The sequence below is a fragment of the Streptomyces sp. NBC_00459 genome (assembly GCF_036013955.1).
GTDB lineage: Bacteria > Actinomycetota > Actinomycetes > Streptomycetales > Streptomycetaceae > Streptomyces.
Map to the genome: position 1 here is coordinate 5135019 of NZ_CP107903.1, position 21958 is coordinate 5156976.

Sequence of the window (21958 nt, forward strand, 5' to 3'; positions counted from 1 at the left end):
GGTGTCCGGGTGTCTGGGTGTCTGGGTATCTGCGGGCCGGTGGGGGCTGGTCCCGCAGTTCCCCGCACCCCCTGACGGCTAGTTCTGGTAGACCTTGTCGCTGCCCGGGCCGCCCGAGAGGGTGTCCCTGCCGGGGCCGCCGTGCAGGACGTCGTTGCCGCTGTTGCCGTAGAGCGTGTCGTTGCCGGTGTCGCCGTACAGGCGGTCGTTGCCCTTGCCGCCGTAGAGGAAGTCGGCGCCGGACTTTCCGCGCAGGACGTCGTTGCCGGCGTCGCCGTACAGCGCGTTCTCGTCGCCGTCCCCGTCCGTACCGCCGGTGAGCGAGTCGTTCCCGGCGCCGCCGTGGCACGCGGTCGAGCACCCGGTGAGGACGTCGTTACCGGCACCGCCGTCCGCTCCGAGGCCCCAGACCCCGCCCCCGCCGTTGAGGTGGTCGTTGCCGTCCTGGCCGTAGAGCACGTCCCAACTGGTGCCCCGTAGAACGTCGTTGCCCTTGCCGCCGTAGATCGTGGCGTAGGCGGTGTTGTCGGCGGCGATCGTCGCGGTGTCGTTTCCGTCGCCCAGGTCGACGTCGTAGATGTCGGAGTCGTCGGAGCCCGCCGGGACACCGACCGCACAGCGGGCGACCGTGTGGTCGGTCGCCGACGGGTACACGCACTCGTCGTTGTCCGCCGCGCTCCTGTCGATGGCGATGGGGGCACGGTCCCGGAAGGTGAGGATGTAGTAGGCGTCGAACTCGTTGTCACGGGTCTCGATCGTCATCGAGACCGTCAGCTTGTTGGTCTGGCCCGAGGCGCCCTTGTACCAGAGCTCGCCGCCCGTGTGGCGCAGCGAGCCCGCGCTCGGCGTGGCCGCCTGGGCGGAGTGGGCCGTGAGCGCGGCCGCGCCGAGGGCGAAGGTGAGGGCGAGAGCGGTGGTTGTCGCGGTGGCGGTCCTTCTGTGTGTACGCATGCCGAGCAGCCCCTTCGCGGGAGTGGTGCCGTGGGTTCTGATTACCCGTTAGACAGCGGACCCGGGGCTGAGGTTGTGCTCCGGAGCGAACCCGCACCACCGAACGACCCTCTAGAAGAAGGGGCCGAGCGAGACGAGGAGACGCGGAGACACGTGCCGGTCATGGGCCAGCGGACGCACCTCGTGCTGCTCACCCTCTGGACGATCCTGTGGTTCGCCCTGGTCGAGCCGCACGGCGGGTTCTCCTGGCACTATCTGCGCACCGGCGGGGAGTTGATCTACGAGAGCCCGGGCAGCCCCGACGGCGGCCTGAACCTCTACGCCCATCACCCCGAACTCCAGATGGGGCCCGTCAGTTTCCTGGCGGCGGGCCTGCTGAACCCGTTCTCCGAACCCGTCGGGCAGTTCCTGGCCGCCGCCGTGATGTCCCTGCTCGGCCTGGCGATCCTGGTGGTGGCCGGCCGCAGCGCCGCCCAGTACTTCCTGGGCACCGGCACCAACCACCAGCGGCTGCGGCAGCGCGTGCTGATCGCGGGACTGGCGTTCATCCCGATGTGGATCGAGGTCGCGGTCCGCTTCGGCCACCTCGACGACGTCCTGGCCCTCTTCTTCACGGCTCTGGCGGTACGTTCTCTCACCCGCGGCGACGCGGCGGCGACCGGCGCCTTCCTCGCTCTCGCGGTCGACTCGAAACCGACCGCGCTTTCCTTCCTCCCTCTGCTGCTGGCCCTGCCGAGAGCCAAGTGGCCGCGCGCGGCCGTCTGGTGCGCGGGTCTGGTCGCGGTCGTCTGGCTGCCGTTCTTCCTCGACGCCCCGCACTCGTTCGCCGCCGCCGAGTTCGTCATCCCCAACCAGCCCGCGTCCGCGCTGCGCCGCCTCGGCGTCGGCGATCCGGTGACCCCTCCCTGGGTGCGGCCCGCGCAGGCCGCGGTGGGCCTGGCGCTGGGCTGCGTCGCGGTGTGGCGGGGGCGCTGGCCCGCCGTCGTCCTGCTCGGCGCCAACGCCCGCATCGTGCTCGACCCCAGCGTCTACACGTACTACACCGCCTCCGTCCTGCTCGGCACCCTGCTGTGGGACGTGATCGGGCAGCGGCGCCTGGTGCCCTGGTGGAGCTGGATCGCGCTGATCACCCTGTACGGCAGCGTCTTCGCGGTGCCCGACGACGCGGCCCGGGGCCTGGTCCGCCTGGGCTTCGTCACCGTCTCCACCGCGTACGTCCTGTTCTGGCCGCTCCGGGACCGGAGGCGCAGACACTCCGTGGTGCGCGGGGGAGGGGAGCCGGTGTCCGACGCTTCCCAGGCGCCGCGGGGTGCGTCCGGCCTCCAGGGAGGGCAGGTACGAGGGCGCGCGGGCGGCGGGTGACGAACCGGCGGCCCCGACGAGGTGGACCTGGATCTGGATCGCAGCTCCCCGTCACCCACCCCAGTGACCGGCCCTCGTCATCCGCCGGTCACGGCCCCGCCGGTGTGCCGGTCGGTCGTCGGCGGATCAGCAGCAGCCGCCCGCGACGGACGGTTCCTTCGGGGCGGTGTCTGCCTCGGCCGCACCGGCACAGCAGGTGCTGCCCCGCTGCTTGGCCAGGGAGTCGGCGTCCGCCTTGACGACGTAGACCTCCCAGGGTTCCCGGCCGGGGCCGTGGACCCAGACCTTGTCCTGGAGGGCGTAGCAACAGGTGGTGTCGTTCTCCACGTCGGTGGTCAGGCCCGACTCGCCCAGGCGGGCGGTGGCGGCGTGGACGGCCTCGGTGCTCTCGACCTCGACTCCGAGGTGGTCCAGGCGTGTTGCCTCGTCCGCGCTGCCCTCGATGAGGACGAGCTTGAGCGGGGGTTCGGCGACGGCGAAGTTGGCGTAGCCGTCGCGGAGTTTGGCGGGCCCGGTGCCGAAGAGCTTCGTGTAGAAGGCCACGGATGCGGCGAGGTCGGGCACGCGGAGGGCGAGCTGTACACGGGATGTCATGGCGAACCTCCTTGTTCGGGTGGGGAGTTCAGCAGCCGCCGGAGGCGGCGACCGGGGCGCCGACGCCGATCTGGAGAGTGCTGGGGGCGGCGCAGCAGCCGCCTCCGTCCTGCTCGGTGTTCTCCGGCTCGTCGAAGAGACCCGCGCCGCCGCACACACCCGTCTCCGGGAGGGTGAGTTCGACGCGCTCGGCGGCCTCCTGGTCGCCCGCGATCGCGGCGGCGACGGAGCGCACCTGCTCGTAGCCGGTCATGGCGAGGAACGTCGGGGCGCGGCCGTAGGACTTCATACCGACCAGGTAGACGCCCTGCTCGGGATGCGAGAGCTCGGCCACGCCGTGCGGGTAGACCGTGCCGCAGGAGTGGACGTTGGGGTCGATGAGCGGGGCCAGGGCGGTCGGCGCCTGGAGACGGTCGTCGAGGCCGAGACGGAGCTCGGAGAGGAAGGACAGATCGGGGCGCAGGCCGGTGAGGACGATGACCTCGTCGACCGGGTCGAGACGGCGCCCGTCCTCCGCGACGAGGACGAGCCGGTCGCCGTCTCTCTCCACAGCCTGTGTACGGAATCCCGTGACCGCGTCGGCACGGCCGGCCTCGACGGCGGCCCGGGCACGCAGACCCAGCGCGCCCCGGGCGGGAAGCTGATCGGCCTCCGCGCCGCCGTAGGTGTTCGCCCCGATGCCGCGCCGCAGGATCCACACCGTGTGCGTGCCGCCCTCCTCCTTCGCCAGGTCGGCGAGGAGCGCGAGCGCGGTGAAGGCGGAGGCGCCGGAGCCGACGACGGCGGTGCGCCTGCCCGCGTAACGGGCGCGTACGGCAGGGTCGTCGAGGTCGGGGACACGGTAGGAGACGCGCTCGGCGGCCGTCCTCTCACCAAGGGCCGGCAGACCGTCGGCCCCCATCGGGCCGGGAGTGGACCAGGTGCCGGACGCGTCGACGACCGCGCGGGCGGTGATCAGCGACTCGCCTCCGTCGCCGGACCGGACGTGCACGGAGAACGGCTGCACCTCGCGCCCCGAGTCGACGATCCGGTCGCGTCCGGCGCGGGCGACGCCGGTCACCGTGGTGCCGTAGCGGACCCTGTCGCCGAGGGCGTCGGCGAGGGGCTGGAGGTAGCGCTCGGCCCAGTCGCCGCCGGTCGGGTAGGCGCCGGCGTCGGGGCGGACCCAGCCGGTCGGGGCGAGCAGCTTCTCGGCGGCCGGGTCGACGACCTCGCCCCAGGTCGAGAACAGCCGGACATGGGACCACTCGCGTACGGCGCTGCCCGCGACCGGGCCGGTCTCCAGGACCAGGGGTTCGATGCCGCGCTCGACGAGACGGGCGGCGGCAGCCAGCCCGACGGGGCCCGCGCCGATGACCACGACGGGCAGCTGGTCGGTGGCGGGCACGTTGTTGCTGGGCGTGGCCACGGGGTTCCCCTTTGTTTCGATGTCTGTCGATCTAGCGCTCTGCCAGCATGGCACCTGTATCGACAAGCGTCAACATAGACATTCGTCGAATCAGAAGTGAATGGAGGGCCGGGCTCCTCCCGTCACTGATTCGATGTATGTCAACATAGATGCATGTCGAATACGAAGCTGTTGCCGCTGCTGGAGCCCGCCCCCGGCGAGGCCGTGGCGCCGTGCTGCCCGCCGCTCACCGAGCGGCCGTTCACCGCGGAGGAGGCCGAGACGGCCGCGCGGATGTTCAAGGCGCTCGGCGACCCGGTGCGACTGCGACTGTTCTCCGCCGTGGCCTCGCACGAGGGCGGCGAGGCGTGTGTCTGCGACATCTCCGACGTCGGGGTCTCCCAGCCGACCGTCTCCCACCACCTGAAGAAGCTCAAGGAGGCCGGTCTGCTCACCTCCGAGCGACGCGGTACGTGGGTGTACTACCGGGTCGAGCCGTCGGTGCTGGCCGCGATGGGCAAGCTGCTGGCGACCACCGCGACCGGAGCCTGAGCGCGCGACCGGGCCCTACCGGGCACGACTGGGAGCCAGGGGGCCGCTCCCGCGGGGTTGCCGTCAGTCGCCCGGGGAAGCGAACCTCCGCCGCCAGGCCAGGGAGACGTACACCAGCGCGACCAGGACCGGGACTTCGATGAGCGGGCCGACGACACCGGACAGTGCCTGGCCGGAGGTGACGCCGAAGGTGGCGATGGCGACCGCGATGGCCAGCTCGAAGTTGTTGCCGGCCGCGGTGAAGGCGAGGGTCGCCGTGCGGTCGTAGGCCAGGCCGATGACCTTGCCCAGGGCGAAGGTGCCGAACCACATCACCGCGAAGTACACCAGCAGCGGCAGCGCGATACGGGCGACGTCCAGTGGCTGTGAGGTGATCGTCCTCCCCTGGAGCGCGAAGAGGATGACGATCGTGAAGAGCAGGCCGTACAGGGCCCACGGGCCGATCGTGGGAAGGAAGTCGGACTCGTACTTCTCGCGGCCGAGCTTCTTCTCGCCGATACGGCGGGTGAGGAACCCGGCCAGCAGCGGGACGCCGAGGAAGATGACGACGTTGAGGGCGATCTTCCCCATGGAGATGTCGAGGTGTTCGCCGTCGCCGAGCCCCAGCCAGTCGGGCAGCAGGTCGAGGTAGAACCAGCCGAGCAGGCCGAACGTCAGGACCTGGAAGACCGAGTTGAGGGCCACGAGCACGGCCGCCGCCTCGCGGTCGCCGCAGGCCAGGTCGTTCCAGATGATGACCATGGCGATGCAACGGGCGAGCCCGACGATGATCAGACCCGTGCGGTACTCGGGCAGGTCCGGCAGGAAGATCCAGGCCAGCGCGAACATCACGGCCGGCCCGACGATCCAGTTGACGACCAGCGACGAGACCATCAGCCTGCGGTCGCCGGTGACGGCGTCGAGCTTGTCGTAACGCACCTTGGCCAGAACCGGATACATCATGATCAGCAGGCCGACGGCGATCGGCAGCGAGATGCCGCCGATCTCGACCTCGGCCAGCGCGTCGTCCAAGCCGGGGACGGCACGGCCGAGGCCGAGCCCGAGGGCCATCGCGACGAGGATCCATACCGCCAGGAAGCGGTCGAGCGTCGACAGCTTGGCTACGACCGAGGGCTCCTCGGCGGTCGCGGGCGCCGTCTCGGACGCTTCGGTGCGGGTCACGGGCACGCCCTCTTGTTCCCGGCGGCGGCGCGTGCGGACTCGGCCAGGTCGGCGAACCGGCCCGCGAGTTGGGCGACGACATCGGCGCGCAGCTTGTAGTACGTGTACCGCCCGCACGGTTCCGTCTCGACGAGACCGGCCTCGCGCAGCACCCTCAGATGGTTGGAGAGGTTGGTCTGGCGGGCACCCGTCTCCTCCATCAGGTGGGTGGTGCACAGCGTTTCCTGGGCGAGCAGGGTCACGATCCGGAGCCTGAGCGGGTCGGCCAGCACCCGGATCAGATCAGTGTCGACCGGCGTCATCATGGGCTGATACTTTCACATCATTCTGCACTGATGTCACTCTTGGCTGATGCGATCCGGGCGGGTGTCCGGGCGCGCGCAGGAACTTGACGAAGGAAGAACCCTTGACGAAGGAAGAGTCGAAGTCGATGTCCTCCAGCTCGCCGCTCCCCTCCGTGCTGTTCGTCTGCGTCCACAACGCCGGTCGCTCCCAGATGGCCGCCGGTTTCCTCGGCCACCTCGCGGGCGACCGGATCGAGGTCCGCTCCGCCGGGTCGGTCCCCGGAGACCAGGTCAACCCGTCCGCGGTCGAGGCCATGAAGGAGGTCGGCGTCGACATCGCCGACGCCCGGCCGAAGATCCTCACCACCGAGGCCGTCCAGGCGTCCGACTACGTCATCACCATGGGCTGCGGCGACGCCTGCCCGGTCTTCCCCGGCAAGAAGTACCTCGACTGGGCCCTGGAGGACCCGGCAGGCAAGGGCGTCGAGGCGGTCCGTCCCATCCGCGACGAGATCAGGGGCCGTATCGAGGCACTGATCGCGGAGATCGACGGCTGTCGGGAGGCCTGACCCCAAGGCTTCGTAGGCAATTCCCCGGGTCCCGTACAACGTTCCGCGTTGGCGTGAGTCTGACAAGGCGGCATGGGTCGGCGGCCGTTCCTGACGGCAGCCTCGGCGCACTGCCGGCGCACTCAACGGGAGGACTGACGGGGTGAGACGCTTGAGACGCACGACTCTGCGTACGGTGCCGAGCGGAGGGCGGACGAAGACGGGGGCGGTCGCGGTCGCGGCGACCCTGGCGGTGGTGGCCGGGCTGCTGCAGTTCGCATCGGGGCAGGCCGTCGCGGCGGACGGCGGGGACATGCCCACCGTCACGCTGACCGGTGCGCACCGGGCGGCGCCGAGGCCGGCGTACCTCGCCGCGGCGGACGACGCCGGGTATCTGTCCGTACAGCAGCCGAACCTGACCGATTCCCCGGTGACATGGACCGGCCTCGACGGCTCGACCAGGGAATACACGAGCCACGCGTACCTGAGCACCTACAACGGCGGCCTCGGGCTGGAAAAGGCCTCGGGGACGACGAACGTCTACCAGATCCGGCGCTACTCCACCGGCGAGGTGACACGGTTCTACGTGCCGGCCGGTGACCGCGTCACCAGGGTCTTCGCCGAGAACCGCCTGGTGGTGGCCCGCAAGGTCGGCGAGAAGTGGACGCTCCGCCTGCTGGAGATGCCGACGGGCGGCGGACAGCCGGTCGACCGGCCGGTGACCGGCGTGGCGGACGACTTCAGCGGGACGGTCCTCGAAACGGCCTCGGACTCCCGGGGGGCCGCGTTCTGGTACAAGCAGGCCGACGGCGCCAACCCCTGGCGCACCGCGCTGCTCGACTTCGACACCGCCTCGCTGACGTACGTACCGAGCGACGATTTCGGTGTCCTCGAGTACCCCCACCTGGCAGACGACAAGGTGATCTTCTACGCGCTCGACAAGAACCTCCGGAACTCGCGCCTCTACGTCGTCGACCGCGATCACCCGGAGGTCCCCGGACACCTGGTCGATGTTCCGGACTCCGCCCGTCTCAGGGCCCGCGCGATCGGCGACTGGGTGCTGTACCCCGACGACACCAGCAGGAACGCCATCCGCGCGGTGCCGGTGACCGGCGGCCCGGCGCGCACGCTGCTGACGGCCTCGTCCGGCGTCTTCGTCGACGGCGCCGACGGCGGTTTCTCCATCGAGGGCGGTACGGACGCCGAGCACTGGGCGGTCCAGCGCGTCACTCTGGGCGCGGACGGGGATCCGGCCGTCGAGCCGGTGGCGCCGCTGCCCGCGGTCTCGGTGTACGAGGCCGGCGGCATCGCGGTCGACCAGGGGCGGGTACTGCTCGGCACCGAGCACGTGGACGCGACCGGCCCGAACTCCGGCACCGAACTCACCGCCTCCACGCTCTCCCTGGCGGCCGACGGCACGCTGACCGCCGCACCGCCGGAGACGCTGCACGACCTCGGGTACGAGGTGCCCGACCCCGAACACCCGTTCCGCGCCGAGTGCTACGGGGAGTGCCTGCGGTTCACCGGCACGGGGACGGGCGGCATCCTCAACCGGGAGGACCGGGCGTCGTCGGTCGTGGCGGCGTCCGGTTCGTACTCGGTGATCCGCACGTCCCAGGGCGCCCTCCAACTGCGGAACGGGAACGAGGTATGGGCCACCCGCCCCTGGTCGGCCGCTGCTCTGTGGGGGAACACGCTGTGGACGGCGACCGCTGCGGGGGGAAGGACCCAGTTCGACAGGAGCCCGCTGCCGTCCATGGGGACCGAATTCCGCCGGTCGCTCGACTCCTGCCTCCCGACCGACCTGCAGGCGGTGGGCCGATACGTCTACCTGTCCTGCGGGCCCGGCAAGGAAGCGGGCGTCTACGACCAGGAGCTGGATCTGATACAGGAGGTACCGCGGGGCTACGCGCGGCTGGGCGACGGCTATCTGGTCACCCAGGACGACAAGGCCGGCAAGCTGCTGATCACCTACCTGCGCGGCGCGGTCCCCGCCGACCGGATCGGCACGGAGGAACTCGGCCCGCTCCCGTCCCCGGCGCACGCGCCCGCCGACCTGCGCGGCCGGTACTGGAACGTGGACCGGTTCGGCGGTCCGGTCGCCTACACGACGGCGTCCGGTGACGTGACGGTGAAATGGCCGCAGGTGACCACCTCCCCGTTCACCGCGATCGACACCACCGCCTCTCCCTCGGTCGACCTGCGCAAGTTCGGCGTCTTCCAGGGCGTCTGGCATCTGAGCCGGCCGGCCGCGAGCTGGAAACTGACCGTCGCCGGTTGGGGCGGCGTCATACGCACCTACACCGGCGGACCGGTGCGCGGGAAACTCGCCGTGGACTGGGACGGGCGCGCCGAGAACGGGTCGCTGGTCTCCACCGGTAACTACCGGCTGATACTCACCGCCCGTGCCGCGAACGGCACGACAACAGACACGCAGATATTCAACAAATGGGTGCCCGTACAGTCGGTGGAGCGTCATGACTTCGGCCGGGACGGCATCGGTGACCTGGTCACCTTCGACAGTGCGGGCCGTCTGGCGATCCAGCCCGGCACGGGGAACGGGAAGATCGACAGTGCGCACAAGGCCCTGGCGGGCGGCTGGCCCACCTCGTCGACGTTCATCCCGTTCGGTGATCTGAGCGGTGACGTGTGCAACGACCTCCTCGTGCGGGACTCCGGCGGGCGGCTGACCCGGTACGACGGCACCTGCGGCAAGGCGTTCACGCCCAAGACCCCGCACCGTCTGCTCGGCACCGGGTTCGGCGGGTACGACGCGCTGACCTCGCCCGGCGACATCACCGGCGACGGGTGGGCCGACCTGATCGCCCGTGACAAGGCGGGTGTGCTGTGGCGGTACTCCGGCGACGGCAAGGGCGGTCTGGCCGCACGGGTCAGGCTGGTCGCGGGCCAGGGCGGCTACACCCGGCTGATCGGCGTCGGCGACCTGTTCCGCGGCAACGGCCTGGAAGGCATGGGTGACATGGTCGGCCTGGACGGCAAGGGCGTGCTGTGGCGGTGGAACGGCGACAGCAAGGGCGGCTTCGGCCCGCGGACCCGGATCGCCGGCGGGATCAGCGTCAACGCGCTGGCCTCCCCCGGAGACCTGACCGGTGACGGCCGTCCCGACCTCGTCGGCCGGGACAGCGCGGGCGCCCTGTGGCGCTGGAACGGGACATCGGCCGGCACCTTCGGCACGAAGACCCGCATCGCCACCGGCTGGGGCGCCTACACAGGGCTGTACTGAGCCTCCCGCCTCCTACCTGCCACCTCCCGCCTCGCACCATCGGGCCCGGCCGCGACTCCCGCGGCCGGGCCCGATCACGTGCTCGTCAACCGGGCCGGAGCACCGGCAGGTCCGTCACCCGCCGGGAGCAGGTCCGTCACCCGCTGGGCCAGTGGGACCGCCGTTGGCACCGCCTCCACCAGGCAGGGACCGCCGATCCCTGGACAAACCTTCCTCTCCCGCCCGGGCGCGGACGCTCCTACGGTCGACGCTGTGGGCGCTCACCCGCCCGCGGAAGCGAAGGAAAGCCAAGGAAGAGGCCACCCCCATGAAGATGACCGGCAACACGATCCTGATCACCGGCGGCACCTCGGGCATCGGGCACGGCCTGGCCCTGCGGCTGCACGAGGCCGGCAACAAGGTGATCGTCGCCGGCCGGCGCAAGGAACTCCTCGACGAGATCACCGCCGAGCACCCGGGCATCGACGCGCTCGTCCTCGACGTCGCGGACCCCGACTCGATCGCCCGCGCCGCCGAGACGGTCGCGGCGAACCACCCCGAGCTGAACGTCCTGGTCAACAACGCCGGCATCATGCTGACGGAGAACCTCCTCGACCCGGCGTCCCTCCCGGTCGCCGAGGACCACGTCACGGTCAACCTGCTCGGCACGATCCGGATGACGTACGCCTTCCTGCCGCTGCTGCTGGGCAAGGACGACGCGGCCGTCGTGAACGTCACCTCCGCGCTGGCGTTCGTACCGCTGCCGATCACCCCGACCTACAACGCGACCAAGGCCGCGCTGCACTCCTTCTCCGAGAGCCTGCGCATCCAGCTCGCCGGTGCCGACGCCGGCGTCCAGGTGATCGAGGTGGCCCCGCCGGCTGTGCGCACGACCCTGCTCGGCCAGCAGGACAACGACCAGTCCATGCCGTTGGACGACTTCCTCACCGAGACCCTCGACCTCCTGCGCGAGAACCCCGACGCGAAGGAACTCGTCGTGGAGCGCGCCAGGTTCGTACGCGACGCGGAGGCCAACGGCTCCTACGACAACGTCCTCGCCATGCTCAGCGGCATCTGAGAGCCCAGGCCCCAGCCACGCATTTCCTCCCCGCGCCATGCAGAGCATGCAGAGACATGCGGAGCGCGACACGCAGAGACAGGCAGAACCACATGCGACCCACCAATGAAGACACTGTCGAAGTAGCACAGGTACTGGCCCTGTGGGGCCACCTCATGGACGACCGCGAGCTGGACCGCCTCGGCGAGGTCCTCACCGAGGACGCGGAATGGGACGGCAGCGTCTTCGGCTTCGCCCCGGTCGTCGGACTGGAGGCGATCACTTCCGTCCTGAGCGCCGACGGGCACGCGAGCGCTCACCACACGACGAACGTCGTAGTGTCGGAGGGGCCGGGCGACGAGGTCCGGGCCAGGTCCAAGGCCCTGGGCATCGTCGGCGGCACCGTCATGAGCGCCGTCTACGTGGACGCCCTGCGGCGTACGGCGGACGGCTGGCGAATTTCCAGGCGGGTCATACAGGTCAAGTGACCATCAGGGGCGGTCTGTAACGGCCCCATCGGAACCCCTGACCGCCTGCTCGTGCACGGCGAGGAGCGGGTGAAGTGCGATGAAGTGAGGCGAGGCGTGGTGAGGCGTGGTGAGGTGAGGTGCGGTGAGGTGCGGTCACGGCGTCGTGCGGCCGGGCCCCGGCGGGACAGGGCGGCTCAGCCAGGGATCGGCGGTCTCTGGATAGCCGGGCGGGATGCGGCGAGGATGGGTGGCATGGACAAGAAGGAACTGGCCGATTTCCTGCGCCACCGGCGCGAGATGTTGCGCCCCCGCGATGTCGGGCTGGTCGAGGGGCCGCGCAGGCGTACGCAGGGGCTGCGCCGTGAGGAGGTCGCCCAGCTCGCCGGCATGTCCACCGACTACTACGCCCGGCTGGAACAGCAGCGTGCCCCGCAGCCCTCCGTCCAGATCACCACGGCTCTCGCCCGGGCCCTGCGGCTGACCCTGGACGAACGCGACCACCTCTTCGTCCTCATCGGCCACAACGCCCCGGCCCGCCTCCAGCGCTCCGAGCACGTGAGCCCGACGCTCATGCGGGTCCTGGACCGCCTGGACGACTCCCCGGCCATGGTGATGACCGACCTGGTCGACACCCTCGCGATGAACCCGCTGGCCGTCGCGCTGCTCGGCGACCAGACCCGCCACACCGGCCTGGCCCGCAGCGCCTACTACCGCTGGTTCATGGACCCCGCCGAGCGCCTGGTCTACCCCGAGGAGAACCACGAACGCCACGGCCGGGCCCAGGCGGCCCGTCTGCGGGTCGCGCTGTCGGCAGGCAGCGACATCCCCCGGGCCGCCCGGATCCTGGCCGAACTCCAGGAACACAGCCCCGAGTTCGTCCGCTTCTGGGAGCTCCAGGAGGTCGCCCAGCGCTACGACGACTGCAAGACCATCCTCCATCCCGAACTGGGCCGCATCGACGTCGACGGCCAGGTCCTGTTCACCGAGAACCGCGCCCAGACCCTGGTGGTGCTGACCACCCGCCCCGGCACGGAGAGCCACAGCAAGCTGGAACTGCTCTCCGTAATAGGCCACCAACAGCTCACTCCCTGAGCCCTGTACCGGGGACGGGACTGGGGCGGGGTCCGGCTCCAGGTCCGGGTCCGGGTCCGGGTCCAGCTTCGGCCCATGCCATCAGCCTCGGCGAAACGCCCCAGGCGACAGGTACCCCTGGCCCAACGCCAACGCCAACGCCCGTCACCCCGATGTGCTCGCCGCCGCAGCCTGAACGGGTGGGGAATCCCGCCGTGCCCGGATGTGGAGATCAGACAGCGGCCAGGCTCTTCGCCATGACCCGCTCCCTGCCCACGCCATCGGGCAGAAGATCGCCGGGCTCACCTGTGTCCGTGAAACCGTGCCGCTCATAGAGCGCGGCCGCCTTGCGGTTGTCCGGCATGACGGACAACCGTATCGCCGTGGCACCGCGCTCCGCCGCCCACCGCTCGATCGCCTGAATCAGGTGGTCACCCACGCCCTTGCCCCGAGCCGCGGGGTTGACCCACATCGAGATCAACTCCACGTTCCCCGCTCGTTCGCCCGGCACTCCGCTGGCCATGCCTATCGGGAGGTCGTCGAGGAGTGCGACGAGGTCGTGCGCGCCAGGAATCGACAGACGGGCGCGCCAGCGATCCTCTTGGTCGCCGGAGCCCTGCCACTGGGCCAGTGTCGAGCCGAACGCGTAGGGCGCCTCAGCAAGCGCGGCCAGACGCAACTCCCGCCACAGGGGCCAGTCGTCTGATTTCAAGGCGCGTAGTTCAAGCATGATCCAGACCCTGCCCGCGCGCCGGGGTGGTCAGCAAGTTGATTACAGCGATGCAAACGAGGCCGTTCCCCCTTGCGACCAGCCAAAACCGGCGAGCAGCGGTCACTCGGCACCCGCAGACCACGAGACCTCGGTGAACCTGTCCGGTCACGGCACCAGCTGGTGAGCTGCTTCAGCGTGGCCACTGATCGAGCGACGACGTAACCGTCCGCAACGGACAAGGCGCCTGTGCCCCTGAGGCCCACCAACGGGACCGACATGACGACCACTTGAGACGGACAACGACGAAGGCCCCCGCTGCGAAGGCGAACAGCGGGAGCCTTCGACATCGTGCCCGGTGAGGTGTCGGCGGAGGACACGAGATTCGAACTCGTGAGGGGGTTGCCCCCAACACGCTTTCCAAATGTTCGTCCGGGGGTTCTGGGGTGTGCGGGGACGTTCTGACCTGCGGTGCAGCTGGTCCGGTCAGGGGTTCTGAACGGTGCTGTACGCCGGTGAACGCAACCAGAACCGCAACCACGGAAGTGGGAGCAGGGTGACTGTGTCCAGCTTCTGCTCGTGGTTCCTGGTCAGCGGGGAGTCGCCTCCTTACTCCCCGTTCTGCGACCAGGCCGCGGTGAGCGCGGTGACCGGGTCACTGTCGGCCGGTGCCGCGGGCCACCATTCGCCGTCGTCGTCCTGGAGGTAGGGGTACCAGCGGGCGTCGGGGCCCAGCCGCAGCTGGATGCCGTGGTGGGTGAGGGTGAGGCGGTTGCGCCAGGTTCTGAGGTGTGTGGGGGAGTCGGTCATCTCGGCGAGGGCCACGTCCAGGGCGGTGCGGGCGGCCTTCATCACCGTGGTGTCGGGGGCGTAGGGCTGTTCGGCGACGGTGATGCCCGTGGGGCCGCCGTGGCGCCAGGCGCGGGTGAGGCGTGCGAAGGCAGTGGGTTTGGTGCCGGTGCTCTGGATCAGGTGGTGGAACCACTCGGGTCCGGGGTTGCCCGCGGCGATGCGGACGGCGTCCTGGTACTGGGTCAGGTGCAGGTCGGAGGTGTCGCCCGCGAGGAACCGGGCGGCGCGCGCGGTGGCATCGGCCATGAGGCGTTCCAGGTCTGCGGCGGCCAGGCCGGTGCCGGACGGCGGGGCGACGGGCAGTGCTGTGGTGTGCGCGGCGGGTTCCGGGAGTTCGGGCGGTTCGGGGAGCTCTTCGGCCCAGCGGGCGTACGCGGCGGCGGCCGGGATGCCGGCCGGTGCCGGTGGGGCGGCCGTCTCCTGTACTGCCGTACGGAGTGCGCGCAGTTGGGCGAAGACCTCCTCGCGACCGCGGCCGCGCAGCGCGAAGAGTACGAACGGGTCGGTGTCGATGGTGGCGGCGATGGCGTAACAGAGCGCGGCGGCGTGCTTGCAGGGGTATCCCCAGTCGGGGCAGGAGCACTCCGGATCGAGCTCGGTGGGCAGCGGGAGCAGGGGGACGCCCGCGTGCCGGGCGTCGGCCACGAGTTCGGCGGGCATCTCGTCGTCGAGAAGTGCCGCGAGATGCCCGGCGCGGGCCGCGATCGTGTCGAGCAGGGTGTCCCACTGAGGGTCGGTGAGGACGGGCAGGTGGACCGAGGCGCGGTACGGGCGCGGGCGGCTGCCCTGGACAGCGGCATTGACCTTGCCCGGAGCGACGGTGACCGGGCCGACCATGCCTTTGCGGGCGTAGGTGCGTCCGCGCGAGAGCCGTCCGGCGTCCAGGGTGGAGTCCTCCAGGGCGGCCACCCATGCCTGGCCCCACCAGGTCGCGGCGAAGGCTCGCTTGCCGCGGGCGGGCGCACGGCGCGGGCCCGGGACAGCGGGGCTCATGACGGCCTTCCCAGGGCGACGAGTTCGGCGAGGTCGGCGTCGGACAGTTCGGTCAGGGCTGCCTCGCCGGAGCCGACGACGGCGTCGGCGAGGGCGCGCTTGGCTTCGAGCAGCTTCGCCACCTTGTCCTCCACGGTTCCCTCCGCGAGGAGCTTGTGCACCTGGACGGGTCTGTCCTGGCCGATGCGGTAGGCGCGGTCGGTGGCCTGGTCCTCTACGGCCGGGTTCCACCAGCGGTCGTAGTGCACGACGTGAGTGGCGCGGGTGAGATTGAGTCCGGTGCCCGCCGCCTTCAACGACAGCAGGAACACCGGCACTTCACCGCGCTGGAAGCGGTCCACCATCTCCTCGCGCCGCGCGACGGGGGTGCCGCCGTGCAGGAAGAGAGTGGGGACGCCGCGCTCGGCGAGATGCTTCTCCAGCAGAGCCGCCATCTGTTTGTACTGCGTGAAGACCAGCACGGATTCGCCTTCGGCGGTGATGGTGTCGAGAAGTTCGTCGAGCAGGTCGAGCTTGCCGGAGCGGCCCCGCAGGGGAGTGGACCGGCGCTGGCTGTCCTCCTTCCCATACGGGGGCTCTTTCAAATACTGGGCGGGATGGTTGCAGATCTGCTTCAGCGCGGTCAGCAGCTTGAGTACCAGACCGCGTCGGGCGATGCCCTCCGACTCCGCGATCCTCGCCATGGTCTCGCGGACCTGTGCCTCGTACAGGCCGGTCTGCTCGGCCGTCAGCGGGACGACGTGGTCGGTCTCGGTCTTGGGCGGCAGTTCGGGGGCGATGCCGGGGTCGGACTTCTTGCGGCGCAACAGGAAGGGACGTACGAGACGGGACAGGCGCTCGGCTGCCTCGGGATCCTCACCCGTCTCGATGGCGCGGGCATGCCGGTCACGGAAGGCGGTGAGTGAGCCGAGGAGCCCGGGGGTGGTCCAGTCGAGCAGTGCCCACAGCTCGGAGAGGTTGTTCTCCACGGGGGTGCCGGTGAGAGCGACGCGGGCGCGGGCGGGCAGGGCACGCAGTTCGCGGGCGGTGACGGCGTAGGGGTTCTTGACGTGCTGTGCCTCGTCGGCGGCCACCAGCGACCAGGCTGTCTCGGCAAGCACTTCGCGGTCGCGGCGCAGCACCCCGTAGGTGATCAGGACGATCTCGTCGCCGGCCAGGTCGTCCAGGTGGCGGTCGCCGCCGTGGTACCGGCGTACGGGGGTGAGCGGTGCGAATCTGGCAGCCTCGCGCTGCCAGTTGCCGAGCAGGGAGGCCGGGCAGACGACAAGGGTGGGGCCCGCGGTGGTGGGCTCGCTCTGGCGGTGCAGGTGCAGAGCGAGCAGGGTGACGGTCTTGCCCAGGCCCATGTCGTCGGCGAGGCAGCCGCCGAGGCCGAGTGCGCACATCTCGGCCAGCCAGGCCAGGCCCCGCTTCTGGTACTCGCGCAACGTGGCCTTGAGGGCGGCGGGCTGGGGCACGAGGGTGCGGGACTCGGGGTCGCGGATACGAGCGACCAGGTCGCCGAGCGCACCGACCGCCGCACAGGGGACCCGGTCACCGTCCAACTCGGCCTCGCCGGTCAGCGCGGCGCTCAACGCCTCCATGGGGGTGAGCGGTTCCATCCGGCGGCGCTTGGCACGGGCCACCAGCTTCGGGTCGGCGACCACCCACTGGTCGCGAAGCCGGACGAGGGGACGGCGCGACTCCGCGAGAGCATCCATCTCGGCCTCGGTGAGCGGCTCGCCGCCAAGGGAGACCTGCCAGCGGAAGTCGAGGAGGGCCTCGGTGTCCAGCAGGCCGCCGGCGGCGGAACCGGGGGCGGTGCGCTGCCCGATCTCCGCGGTCGCGGTGAGCGCCTTGACCAGGTCGCGCGGCCAGTGCACGTCGACACCGGCCGCGCGCAGCGCGTTCGTGGCGTCCCCAAGGAGATCGAAGGCTTCGTCGTCGGTCAACCGGACCTGATCGGGAGCGGCATCGTCGAGCAGCCTCCGCAGCGGGGGCCAGGCGCGGGTGCCGCGGCGCAGGGCGAGCAGGGTCTCGGTCTCGGCGCGTGGGCCGAGCAGCCGCTCCACTTCGGTCGGCTCGCTCCAGAGTCGTGCGGCCTCGACGACGAGCGCCGGGTCCGCCGCGGTGTGCAGTTGCAGGACGGCCCGGAACTGCCGTCGGCGTCCTTCGGGTACGTCGACACGCAGGGAGACACTGACCTCGGCGGTGAGCGCCGCCTGGGTTTCCTCGGCCCATTCACGCAGGGCGGGCACGGCGCGGGCCTCGCGCCAGGCGTACGGCAGCGCTCCCATGGCGAGCGGCGCGGCCGGCGTACGGACCAGATCATCGGCGACCGCGTCGCAGAACTGGCGTACCAGCACGGCCGGTTCGGCGATCCGTACCGGAGCAGGGCCAGGCTCGGGCAGACAGTGGGCGTGTGGCGGGAAGGCGGCGGCCAAGGCGTCCAGCGTCCGCCGCTGTACGGAGGTGAGGGGACCCACCCGCCAGGTGTCGTAACCGGCGGGGGTGAGGGCCGGGTGGAGGCGGCCGTCGGCGAGCAGCCGCAGCGCGAAGCGAGTGGCGGCCTGCCAGGCTGCGGCGGACGGATGCGGCGGCTGCGCCCCGGCCAGCGCGGAGACGGCGAGGGCGACGGGCAGCGCGTAGCCTTCCACCCTCCGCCGCCTGACCGAGCGGCCGTGCGGCAGGACCAGCTCCACGGCCTCGGTCTCAAGGCCGGTGGGCGCCGTACTGTCTCCGGCCGCTGCCCCGGTCGGCTTCCACAGCAGCAGCCGCCCGAGGCGGGCGGGCTCACCGGGCAGGAACACCGCCGCCCAGCCGGCGCCGAGCAACTCCCTCACGAAGGCGGATGTCTCCTGCCGGGCCGGCGGCGGTGCGCTCCTCGCGCCCGTACTCGGCCTCGGCTCTCGTACGACGACTCGTGCCACTCTCTTCCGCCCTGTCGCTAGCCAGGCCCTCCCCTGGGCCGCTCACTACCGAACCCCACCAGGCAACGTCACACACTGGCAACCGCGAGCCTCGGCTTGACTGCTGGCGACGGCGCCACGACGGACAAGCCGCTGCTGAACACACCGGTCCTCAACCGTACGGTGCGGCGCTACGGTGAGGCCATGAGCACCTGGGCCCCAGCCGCGCTGGAGGCGTTGATCGAAGAGGCCACCGTCGACGCCTACGGCGAGGATGAACAGCTCACCGGCTTCTTCACGATGATCGAGGAGAGCCTTGCCGTGCCCTTCACCACGACTGTTCTCGGCGTCGAGGTGAGCGTGGTCGGTGTCGATCTGGTCGAGGACGAACGCATGGTCGCACGCTGCGCCCGGGGGTCGGTCCGACAGGGCATCGGAATTCTGGACCTGCCGCTGCCGGAACCCGCCCCCGAGGGCTGGCAATGGATCGAGGCATACCGCTACTGGACCCGCTGAACCGGCGCGTCGTGCGACTGGCCGGCTGAGCCCCTGCTCGAACGGACAGTCACCCCGCCTGCCGCTGACCGGACCGACTGCGAGGAACAGGCAGCACGTAGTGCGCATACCGAAGTATGCTTGAACCTATGGCTGACACCACGCGCATCACGGTGACACTCCCCACCGAGCAGGTGGCGGAGCTGAAGAAGATCACGGACAACATCTCCGGCTACGTCGCCGAAGCGGTCGCCAGGCAGATCCGGCACCAGCTCCTGGGGGCCGACCTGCGCAGCCACACAGACGAGCACGGGGCCTTCAGTGAGGAAGAGCTGGCCGAGGCGCGGGCGCGCATCTTCGATACGACGTCGGCCGGCGGCGGCGCGAGCGCCGCGTGAGCGGGCACATTGAGACCGTCGTCCTGGACAGCGAGGGGCTGTCGGCCTGGATGGTGCAGGACCGGAAGGTTCTGGCGATGTTCCAGGTGTTCCACGACATGGGAGCGGACCTTGTCGTCAGCGCCAACACCATCGTGGAGGTGAGTCACGCCAGGGTGAACCTGCCCCGACTGCAATGGGCGCTCTCCCGGGTCAAGGTGGAGCCGATCACGGAGGCAGCGGCCAAGGCGGCGGCCCAACTGCTCAAGAGCGCCGGTCTGCACGGACACAAGTACGCGATCGACGCCACCGTCGCGGAAGCGGCCTTGCGCCAGCCTGGCCCGGTCGCCATCCTCACGTCGGACGTCGATGACATGACCCGGCTGTGCGGCAGCAAGGTCCGGCTGATCGGGCTATGACCGCGACATCGACCCCGGAACATGGACGGGACCATGGGCGGATCCGCGTGGATCCGCCGAGACCGGAGCCGCCGCAGGCCAACCCGTGATGGGTGAACAAGGCGTCGACGGATACGGGGCATGACCGCGTTCGGTGTCAAAGCTCCTCAAGGCGCAACGCCTGTCGGCGGCTCAGGGCGGCGACTGCCTCTTCGTCTACGCCGTTGAGGACGGCCAACTCATCGTGTGGGTCCTGGCGGCCGGTAACCGTCGTGACGACCCCGTCAGATGGTGTGGCTCCCCGCAGTCTGCGCCGGTCGCCCTGTAGGACGTGAGCGTGCGCTCTTCCTGCTTGAGGAAATACCCTAAATATCCCCTATAAACGCAGCCGAAACTGCAACCAAGGCATGTCGAAGGGCCCCACCCTGAGGTGGGGCCCTTCGACATCGTGCCCGGTGAGGCACTGGCGGAGGATACGAGATTCGAACTCGTGAGGGGTTGCCCCCAACACGCTTTCCAAGCGTGCGCCCTAGGCCACTAGGCGAATCCTCCGACGCGAACATTACATGACCGTGGGTGGTGCTTGCGAACTCGTTCGGACCCCCCGCGATCAGGTACGCTGGGCCCCAGCCCCTCACGCGGCGCTATCTGACTGAACTCCCCCAGGGCCGGAAGGCAGCAAGGGTAGGTTGGCTCTGGCGGGTGCGTGGGGGGTCTTCTTTGTGTCCAGGGTGCGTTGGTGGGCGTACAGGAACACCCGTTCGTCGATGTACACGGCGAGGAAGAAGACGAGCGCCACGCCCAGGCCGATCACCGATGGGTGGTGGCCCGTCGCAGGTGCCAGTACCGCCGTCATCGCGAGCCATAGGAACACGTTGGGTGTGTTCTGGGTGATGATCATGTCCCGACCGAGACCCGCACTGTGCGCGCGTACGCGCAGGAACAGCGTTGTCAGCAGGCGCAGGGCGGCCAGCGCGGCCCCGGTGACGGTCATCGTCAGGAGCAGACGGGTCGCCAGACCTGCCGTGTCCGGGCCGGTCAGGCCCACCGGCGGAGTGAGCGCGAAGGTCGCCGTGCCCGCGAGGGGGACCAGTGCCAGACCGCCGAGCCAGTTCCAGTTGGTGCTCAGGGCGCCCGCGCGGATGGGGTCGCGGTGCCGCAGAGCCTGAGCGGCGATGCCGGGCAGGGCCAGGGCCGCGACCAGGACCACCGCGTACGTCAGGAGCGCTGGGACCAGTGTCGTCAACATGTGGGCGGCGTGCGTGGCGGGGAGGGCGAGGGGGGCGGCCAGGCCTGCCAGCAGGAGGGCCGGGAGGGCGAGTGAGGCCGCCACGGTGTGCCGTATCGCGAAGAAGTAGTCGCCGCCCCAGAGGAGGGAAAGAGTCGGGGCTATCAGGGCCGGGGGCAGGAGCAGGAACAGGCCGGCCAGCTCCAGGGGCACCGAACGGGCCGTCCAGAGGAGGGCGAGGCCGAGCGCCAGACGGGGGAGGAGGAGCGGCCAGGCGGTACGGAGGCTGGCGACCGGGCCGCGCAGGGCGGACGGCGCGACGCGGAGCATGGCGAAGAACGAGCCGATGGCCAGCAGGAACGTCAGGACGAGGGTGAAGGCCCACCCGGGGACGCTTACGCCCACCAGCAGTTGGGCCACCGCCCCGCTCGTCGCCGCTGCCGCGACCAGCAGCGGCAGCCGGATCTCTACGATCTCGCCCAGGTCATTGAGCAGCCCGGCCGCGGACGGCGCTGTGACCGCCCGGCGCAGGTCCTCTTCCGAGAGCGGTCGCGCGTTGGGGATCTTGAGATCGCGGTACGAGGACGGGTCCGCGTCGGCGACCACCAGCGCGAACACCTCCACGATGTACTTGTGGGCGACGACCAGTACGGTGCGCCCCGCGCGTGAGGCGGGCAGCAGTACGTCGCGGTGGTACGCGGCGACCCGGTCGTACATCGCCTGCCAGCTCTCGCCGCCGGGCGGCATGCCGGTCGGGGAGTGGAACGCCTCGGTGTATCCGGCGAAGCCGATCGACTTCTTCACCAGGCTCTTGTTGCGCCCGCTGTAGCTGCCGAAGTCGCGTTCCACGAGCGCCTCCTCGGTCGTGGTCCAGGTCGGCGGCTCGGGGAGACGGTCGATGATCGTCCAGGCCGTCTCGCGGGCGCGTCGGAGGGTGGACATGTGTACCTCGTCGATGCGTACGCCGGCCGCGACCAGCGCGGCGACCCGGTCGGCCGCCTGTTCGGCCTGGCTGGTGCCGAGGGCGGTGAGGGGGGAGTCCAGCCGTCCGGCGAAGCGGTTCTGCTCGTTGGCGCCGGATTCGCCGTGGCGGACGAAGTAGAGCGGCATGCGGTTCCTCGCGTGGGGGGCGTGGGGAGTGAAGTGGGGGCGCGGATTGGAGAGGGGTGAGGGATGGTGGGGGAGCGCTCCCATGTTTGAGTTTTCAAGTTGATGGTGGGACCTCCGTGTTTTATGTGAAATACCCCAAGGGGAACTTTTGAGGACTCTTTGCCGTCAAAACAGACAGCGGCGGAGGGTGTGAGCGTGCGGTGAGTACGAGGTGAGCCGGGCGGGCGGGGTCGACTGTCAGTGGGGCC

The 21958-nt window shown here is 70.5% G+C and carries 18 protein-coding genes, 1 tRNA gene, 1 other RNA gene and 1 pseudogene; 11 read left to right on the plus strand and 10 right to left on the minus strand.

Going from position 1 to position 21958, the window contains the following annotated elements; genetic code table 11:
• Window positions 1-78: 78 nt before the first annotated feature.
• Complete coding sequence (locus tag OHN74_RS22545) at window positions 79-951, minus strand: calcium-binding protein (RefSeq protein WP_327696361.1); 873 nt, start codon at window positions 949-951, stop codon at window positions 79-81.
• A 162-nt stretch (window positions 952-1113) separates the two neighbouring features.
• Between OHN74_RS22545 and OHN74_RS22550 the strand changes: the two genes are divergently transcribed.
• A complete protein-coding gene (locus OHN74_RS22550; RefSeq protein ID WP_327700233.1) occupies window positions 1114-2313 on the plus strand; it encodes a hypothetical protein in 1200 nt (399 codons plus the stop codon).
• Between the two features lie 126 nt (window positions 2314-2439).
• Here the strand turns inward: OHN74_RS22550 and OHN74_RS22555 are convergent, their stop codons facing one another.
• Entirely contained in the window at window positions 2440-2907 is a 468-nt protein-coding gene (locus tag OHN74_RS22555; RefSeq protein ID WP_327696362.1) for an ArsI/CadI family heavy metal resistance metalloenzyme, read from the minus strand.
• A gap of 28 nt (window positions 2908-2935) precedes the next feature.
• A complete protein-coding gene (locus tag OHN74_RS22560) occupies window positions 2936-4315 on the minus strand; it encodes an NAD(P)-binding domain-containing protein (protein WP_327696363.1) in 1380 nt (459 codons plus the stop codon).
• 153 nt (window positions 4316-4468) lie between these two features.
• Here OHN74_RS22560 and OHN74_RS22565 point away from each other — a divergent pair, with 153 nt between their 5' ends.
• Entirely contained in the window at window positions 4469-4846 is a 378-nt protein-coding gene (locus tag OHN74_RS22565; RefSeq protein WP_327696364.1) for an ArsR/SmtB family transcription factor, read from the plus strand.
• A 63-nt stretch (window positions 4847-4909) separates the two neighbouring features.
• On the opposite strand, the gene arsB is transcribed toward OHN74_RS22565, so the two are convergent.
• Together arsB and OHN74_RS22575 are read right to left on the minus strand one after the other, a co-directional pair.
• Entirely contained in the window at window positions 4910-6007 is a 1098-nt protein-coding gene (gene arsB, locus OHN74_RS22570) for an ACR3 family arsenite efflux transporter (RefSeq protein WP_327696365.1), read from the minus strand.
• Window positions 6004-6312: an ArsR/SmtB family transcription factor gene (locus OHN74_RS22575; protein WP_327696366.1), complete on the minus strand. Its 309-nt coding sequence runs from the start codon at window positions 6310-6312 to the stop codon at window positions 6004-6006. Before OHN74_RS22575 ends, arsB begins: the two co-directional genes overlap by 4 nt.
• A 125-nt stretch (window positions 6313-6437) precedes the next feature.
• Here OHN74_RS22575 and OHN74_RS22580 point away from each other — a divergent pair, with 125 nt between their 5' ends.
• From OHN74_RS22580 to OHN74_RS22600, 5 genes are all read left to right on the plus strand, one after another.
• Window positions 6438-6860: an arsenate reductase ArsC gene (locus OHN74_RS22580; RefSeq protein WP_327700234.1), complete on the plus strand. Its 423-nt coding sequence runs from the start codon at window positions 6438-6440 to the stop codon at window positions 6858-6860.
• 151 nt (window positions 6861-7011) lie between these two features.
• A complete protein-coding gene (locus OHN74_RS22585) occupies window positions 7012-10083 on the plus strand; it encodes a VCBS repeat-containing protein (RefSeq protein ID WP_327696367.1) in 3072 nt (1023 codons plus the stop codon).
• A 307-nt stretch (window positions 10084-10390) separates the two neighbouring features.
• A complete protein-coding gene (locus tag OHN74_RS22590; protein ID WP_327696368.1) occupies window positions 10391-11140 on the plus strand; it encodes an SDR family oxidoreductase in 750 nt (249 codons plus the stop codon).
• Between the two features lie 92 nt (window positions 11141-11232).
• Window positions 11233-11607 carry a nuclear transport factor 2 family protein gene (locus OHN74_RS22595; protein ID WP_327696369.1) on the plus strand — a complete coding sequence of 125 codons (375 nt, stop codon included), beginning with the start codon at window positions 11233-11235 and terminating at the stop codon, window positions 11605-11607.
• Window positions 11608-11841: 234 nt separating this feature from the next.
• Window positions 11842-12681: a helix-turn-helix transcriptional regulator gene (locus tag OHN74_RS22600; RefSeq protein ID WP_327696370.1), complete on the plus strand. Its 840-nt coding sequence runs from the start codon at window positions 11842-11844 to the stop codon at window positions 12679-12681.
• Window positions 12682-12892: 211 nt separating this feature from the next.
• Here the strand turns inward: OHN74_RS22600 and OHN74_RS22605 are convergent, their stop codons facing one another.
• The 3 genes from OHN74_RS22605 to OHN74_RS22615 all read right to left on the minus strand — a co-directional run bounded on the left by OHN74_RS22605 (window position 12893) and on the right by OHN74_RS22615 (window position 18036).
• Entirely contained in the window at window positions 12893-13390 is a 498-nt protein-coding gene (locus tag OHN74_RS22605) for a GNAT family N-acetyltransferase (RefSeq protein ID WP_327696371.1), read from the minus strand.
• A 588-nt stretch (window positions 13391-13978) separates the two neighbouring features.
• Complete coding sequence (locus OHN74_RS22610; RefSeq protein WP_327696372.1) at window positions 13979-15214, minus strand: SWIM zinc finger family protein; 1236 nt, start codon at window positions 15212-15214, stop codon at window positions 13979-13981.
• Window positions 15211-18036, minus strand: a complete 2826-nt coding sequence (locus OHN74_RS22615) for a DEAD/DEAH box helicase (protein WP_327696373.1) — start codon at window positions 18034-18036, stop codon at window positions 15211-15213. The genes OHN74_RS22610 and OHN74_RS22615 overlap by 4 nt, the downstream gene beginning before the upstream one ends.
• A gap of 183 nt (window positions 18037-18219) precedes the next feature.
• On the opposite strand from OHN74_RS22615, the gene OHN74_RS22620 reads away from it, so the two are divergent.
• The 3 genes from OHN74_RS22620 to OHN74_RS22630 all read left to right on the plus strand — a co-directional run bounded on the left by OHN74_RS22620 (window position 18220) and on the right by OHN74_RS22630 (window position 19393).
• Window positions 18220-18618 carry a calcium-binding protein gene (locus OHN74_RS22620; RefSeq protein ID WP_327696374.1) on the plus strand — a complete coding sequence of 133 codons (399 nt, stop codon included), beginning with the start codon at window positions 18220-18222 and terminating at the stop codon, window positions 18616-18618.
• A 128-nt stretch (window positions 18619-18746) separates the two neighbouring features.
• Complete coding sequence (locus OHN74_RS22625) at window positions 18747-18995, plus strand: hypothetical protein (protein WP_327696375.1); 249 nt, start codon at window positions 18747-18749, stop codon at window positions 18993-18995.
• Entirely contained in the window at window positions 18992-19393 is a 402-nt protein-coding gene (locus OHN74_RS22630) for a PIN domain-containing protein (RefSeq protein ID WP_327696376.1), read from the plus strand. Before OHN74_RS22625 ends, OHN74_RS22630 begins: the two co-directional genes overlap by 4 nt.
• A gap of 443 nt (window positions 19394-19836) precedes the next feature.
• Here the strand turns inward: OHN74_RS22630 and OHN74_RS22635 are convergent.
• Window positions 19837-19924, minus strand: a tRNA-Ser gene (locus tag OHN74_RS22635).
• A 73-nt stretch (window positions 19925-19997) separates the two neighbouring features.
• On the opposite strand from OHN74_RS22635, the gene ffs reads away from it, so the two are divergent.
• An RNA gene (gene ffs / locus OHN74_RS22640) (signal recognition particle sRNA small type) lies at window positions 19998-20094 on the plus strand.
• 1118 nt (window positions 20095-21212) lie between these two features.
• On the opposite strand, the pseudogene OHN74_RS42910 reads toward ffs, so the two are convergent.
• Window positions 21213-21794: pseudogene (locus tag OHN74_RS42910) on the minus strand (histidine phosphatase family protein); the annotation flags it as partial.
• Between the last annotated feature and the right edge of the window lie 164 nt (window positions 21795-21958).

Excerpts from the sequence above, each read along its gene's own strand:
- OHN74_RS22580 (WP_327700234.1), top strand. The coding sequence starts at position 6,438 with ATGTCCTCCAGCTCGCCGCTCCCCTCCGTGCTGTTCGTCTGCGTCCAC.
- OHN74_RS22590 (WP_327696368.1), top strand. The coding sequence starts at position 10,391 with ATGAAGATGACCGGCAACACGATCCTGATCACCGGCGGCACCTCGGGC.
- OHN74_RS22565 (WP_327696364.1), top strand. The coding sequence starts at position 4,469 with ATGTCGAATACGAAGCTGTTGCCGCTGCTGGAGCCCGCCCCCGGCGAG.
- OHN74_RS22555 (WP_327696362.1), bottom strand. The coding sequence starts at position 2,907 with ATGACATCCCGTGTACAGCTCGCCCTCCGCGTGCCCGACCTCGCCGCA.
- OHN74_RS22595 (WP_327696369.1), top strand. The coding sequence starts at position 11,233 with ATGCGACCCACCAATGAAGACACTGTCGAAGTAGCACAGGTACTGGCC.
- OHN74_RS22610 (WP_327696372.1), bottom strand. The coding sequence starts at position 15,214 with ATGAGCCCCGCTGTCCCGGGCCCGCGCCGTGCGCCCGCCCGCGGCAAG.
- OHN74_RS22575 (WP_327696366.1), bottom strand. The coding sequence starts at position 6,312 with ATGATGACGCCGGTCGACACTGATCTGATCCGGGTGCTGGCCGACCCG.
- OHN74_RS22545 (WP_327696361.1), bottom strand. The coding sequence starts at position 951 with ATGCGTACACACAGAAGGACCGCCACCGCGACAACCACCGCTCTCGCC.
- OHN74_RS22550 (WP_327700233.1), top strand. The coding sequence starts at position 1,114 with ATGGGCCAGCGGACGCACCTCGTGCTGCTCACCCTCTGGACGATCCTG.
- OHN74_RS22600 (WP_327696370.1), top strand. The coding sequence starts at position 11,842 with ATGGACAAGAAGGAACTGGCCGATTTCCTGCGCCACCGGCGCGAGATG.
- OHN74_RS22605 (WP_327696371.1), bottom strand. The coding sequence starts at position 13,390 with ATGCTTGAACTACGCGCCTTGAAATCAGACGACTGGCCCCTGTGGCGG.
- OHN74_RS22625 (WP_327696375.1), top strand. The coding sequence starts at position 18,747 with ATGGCTGACACCACGCGCATCACGGTGACACTCCCCACCGAGCAGGTG.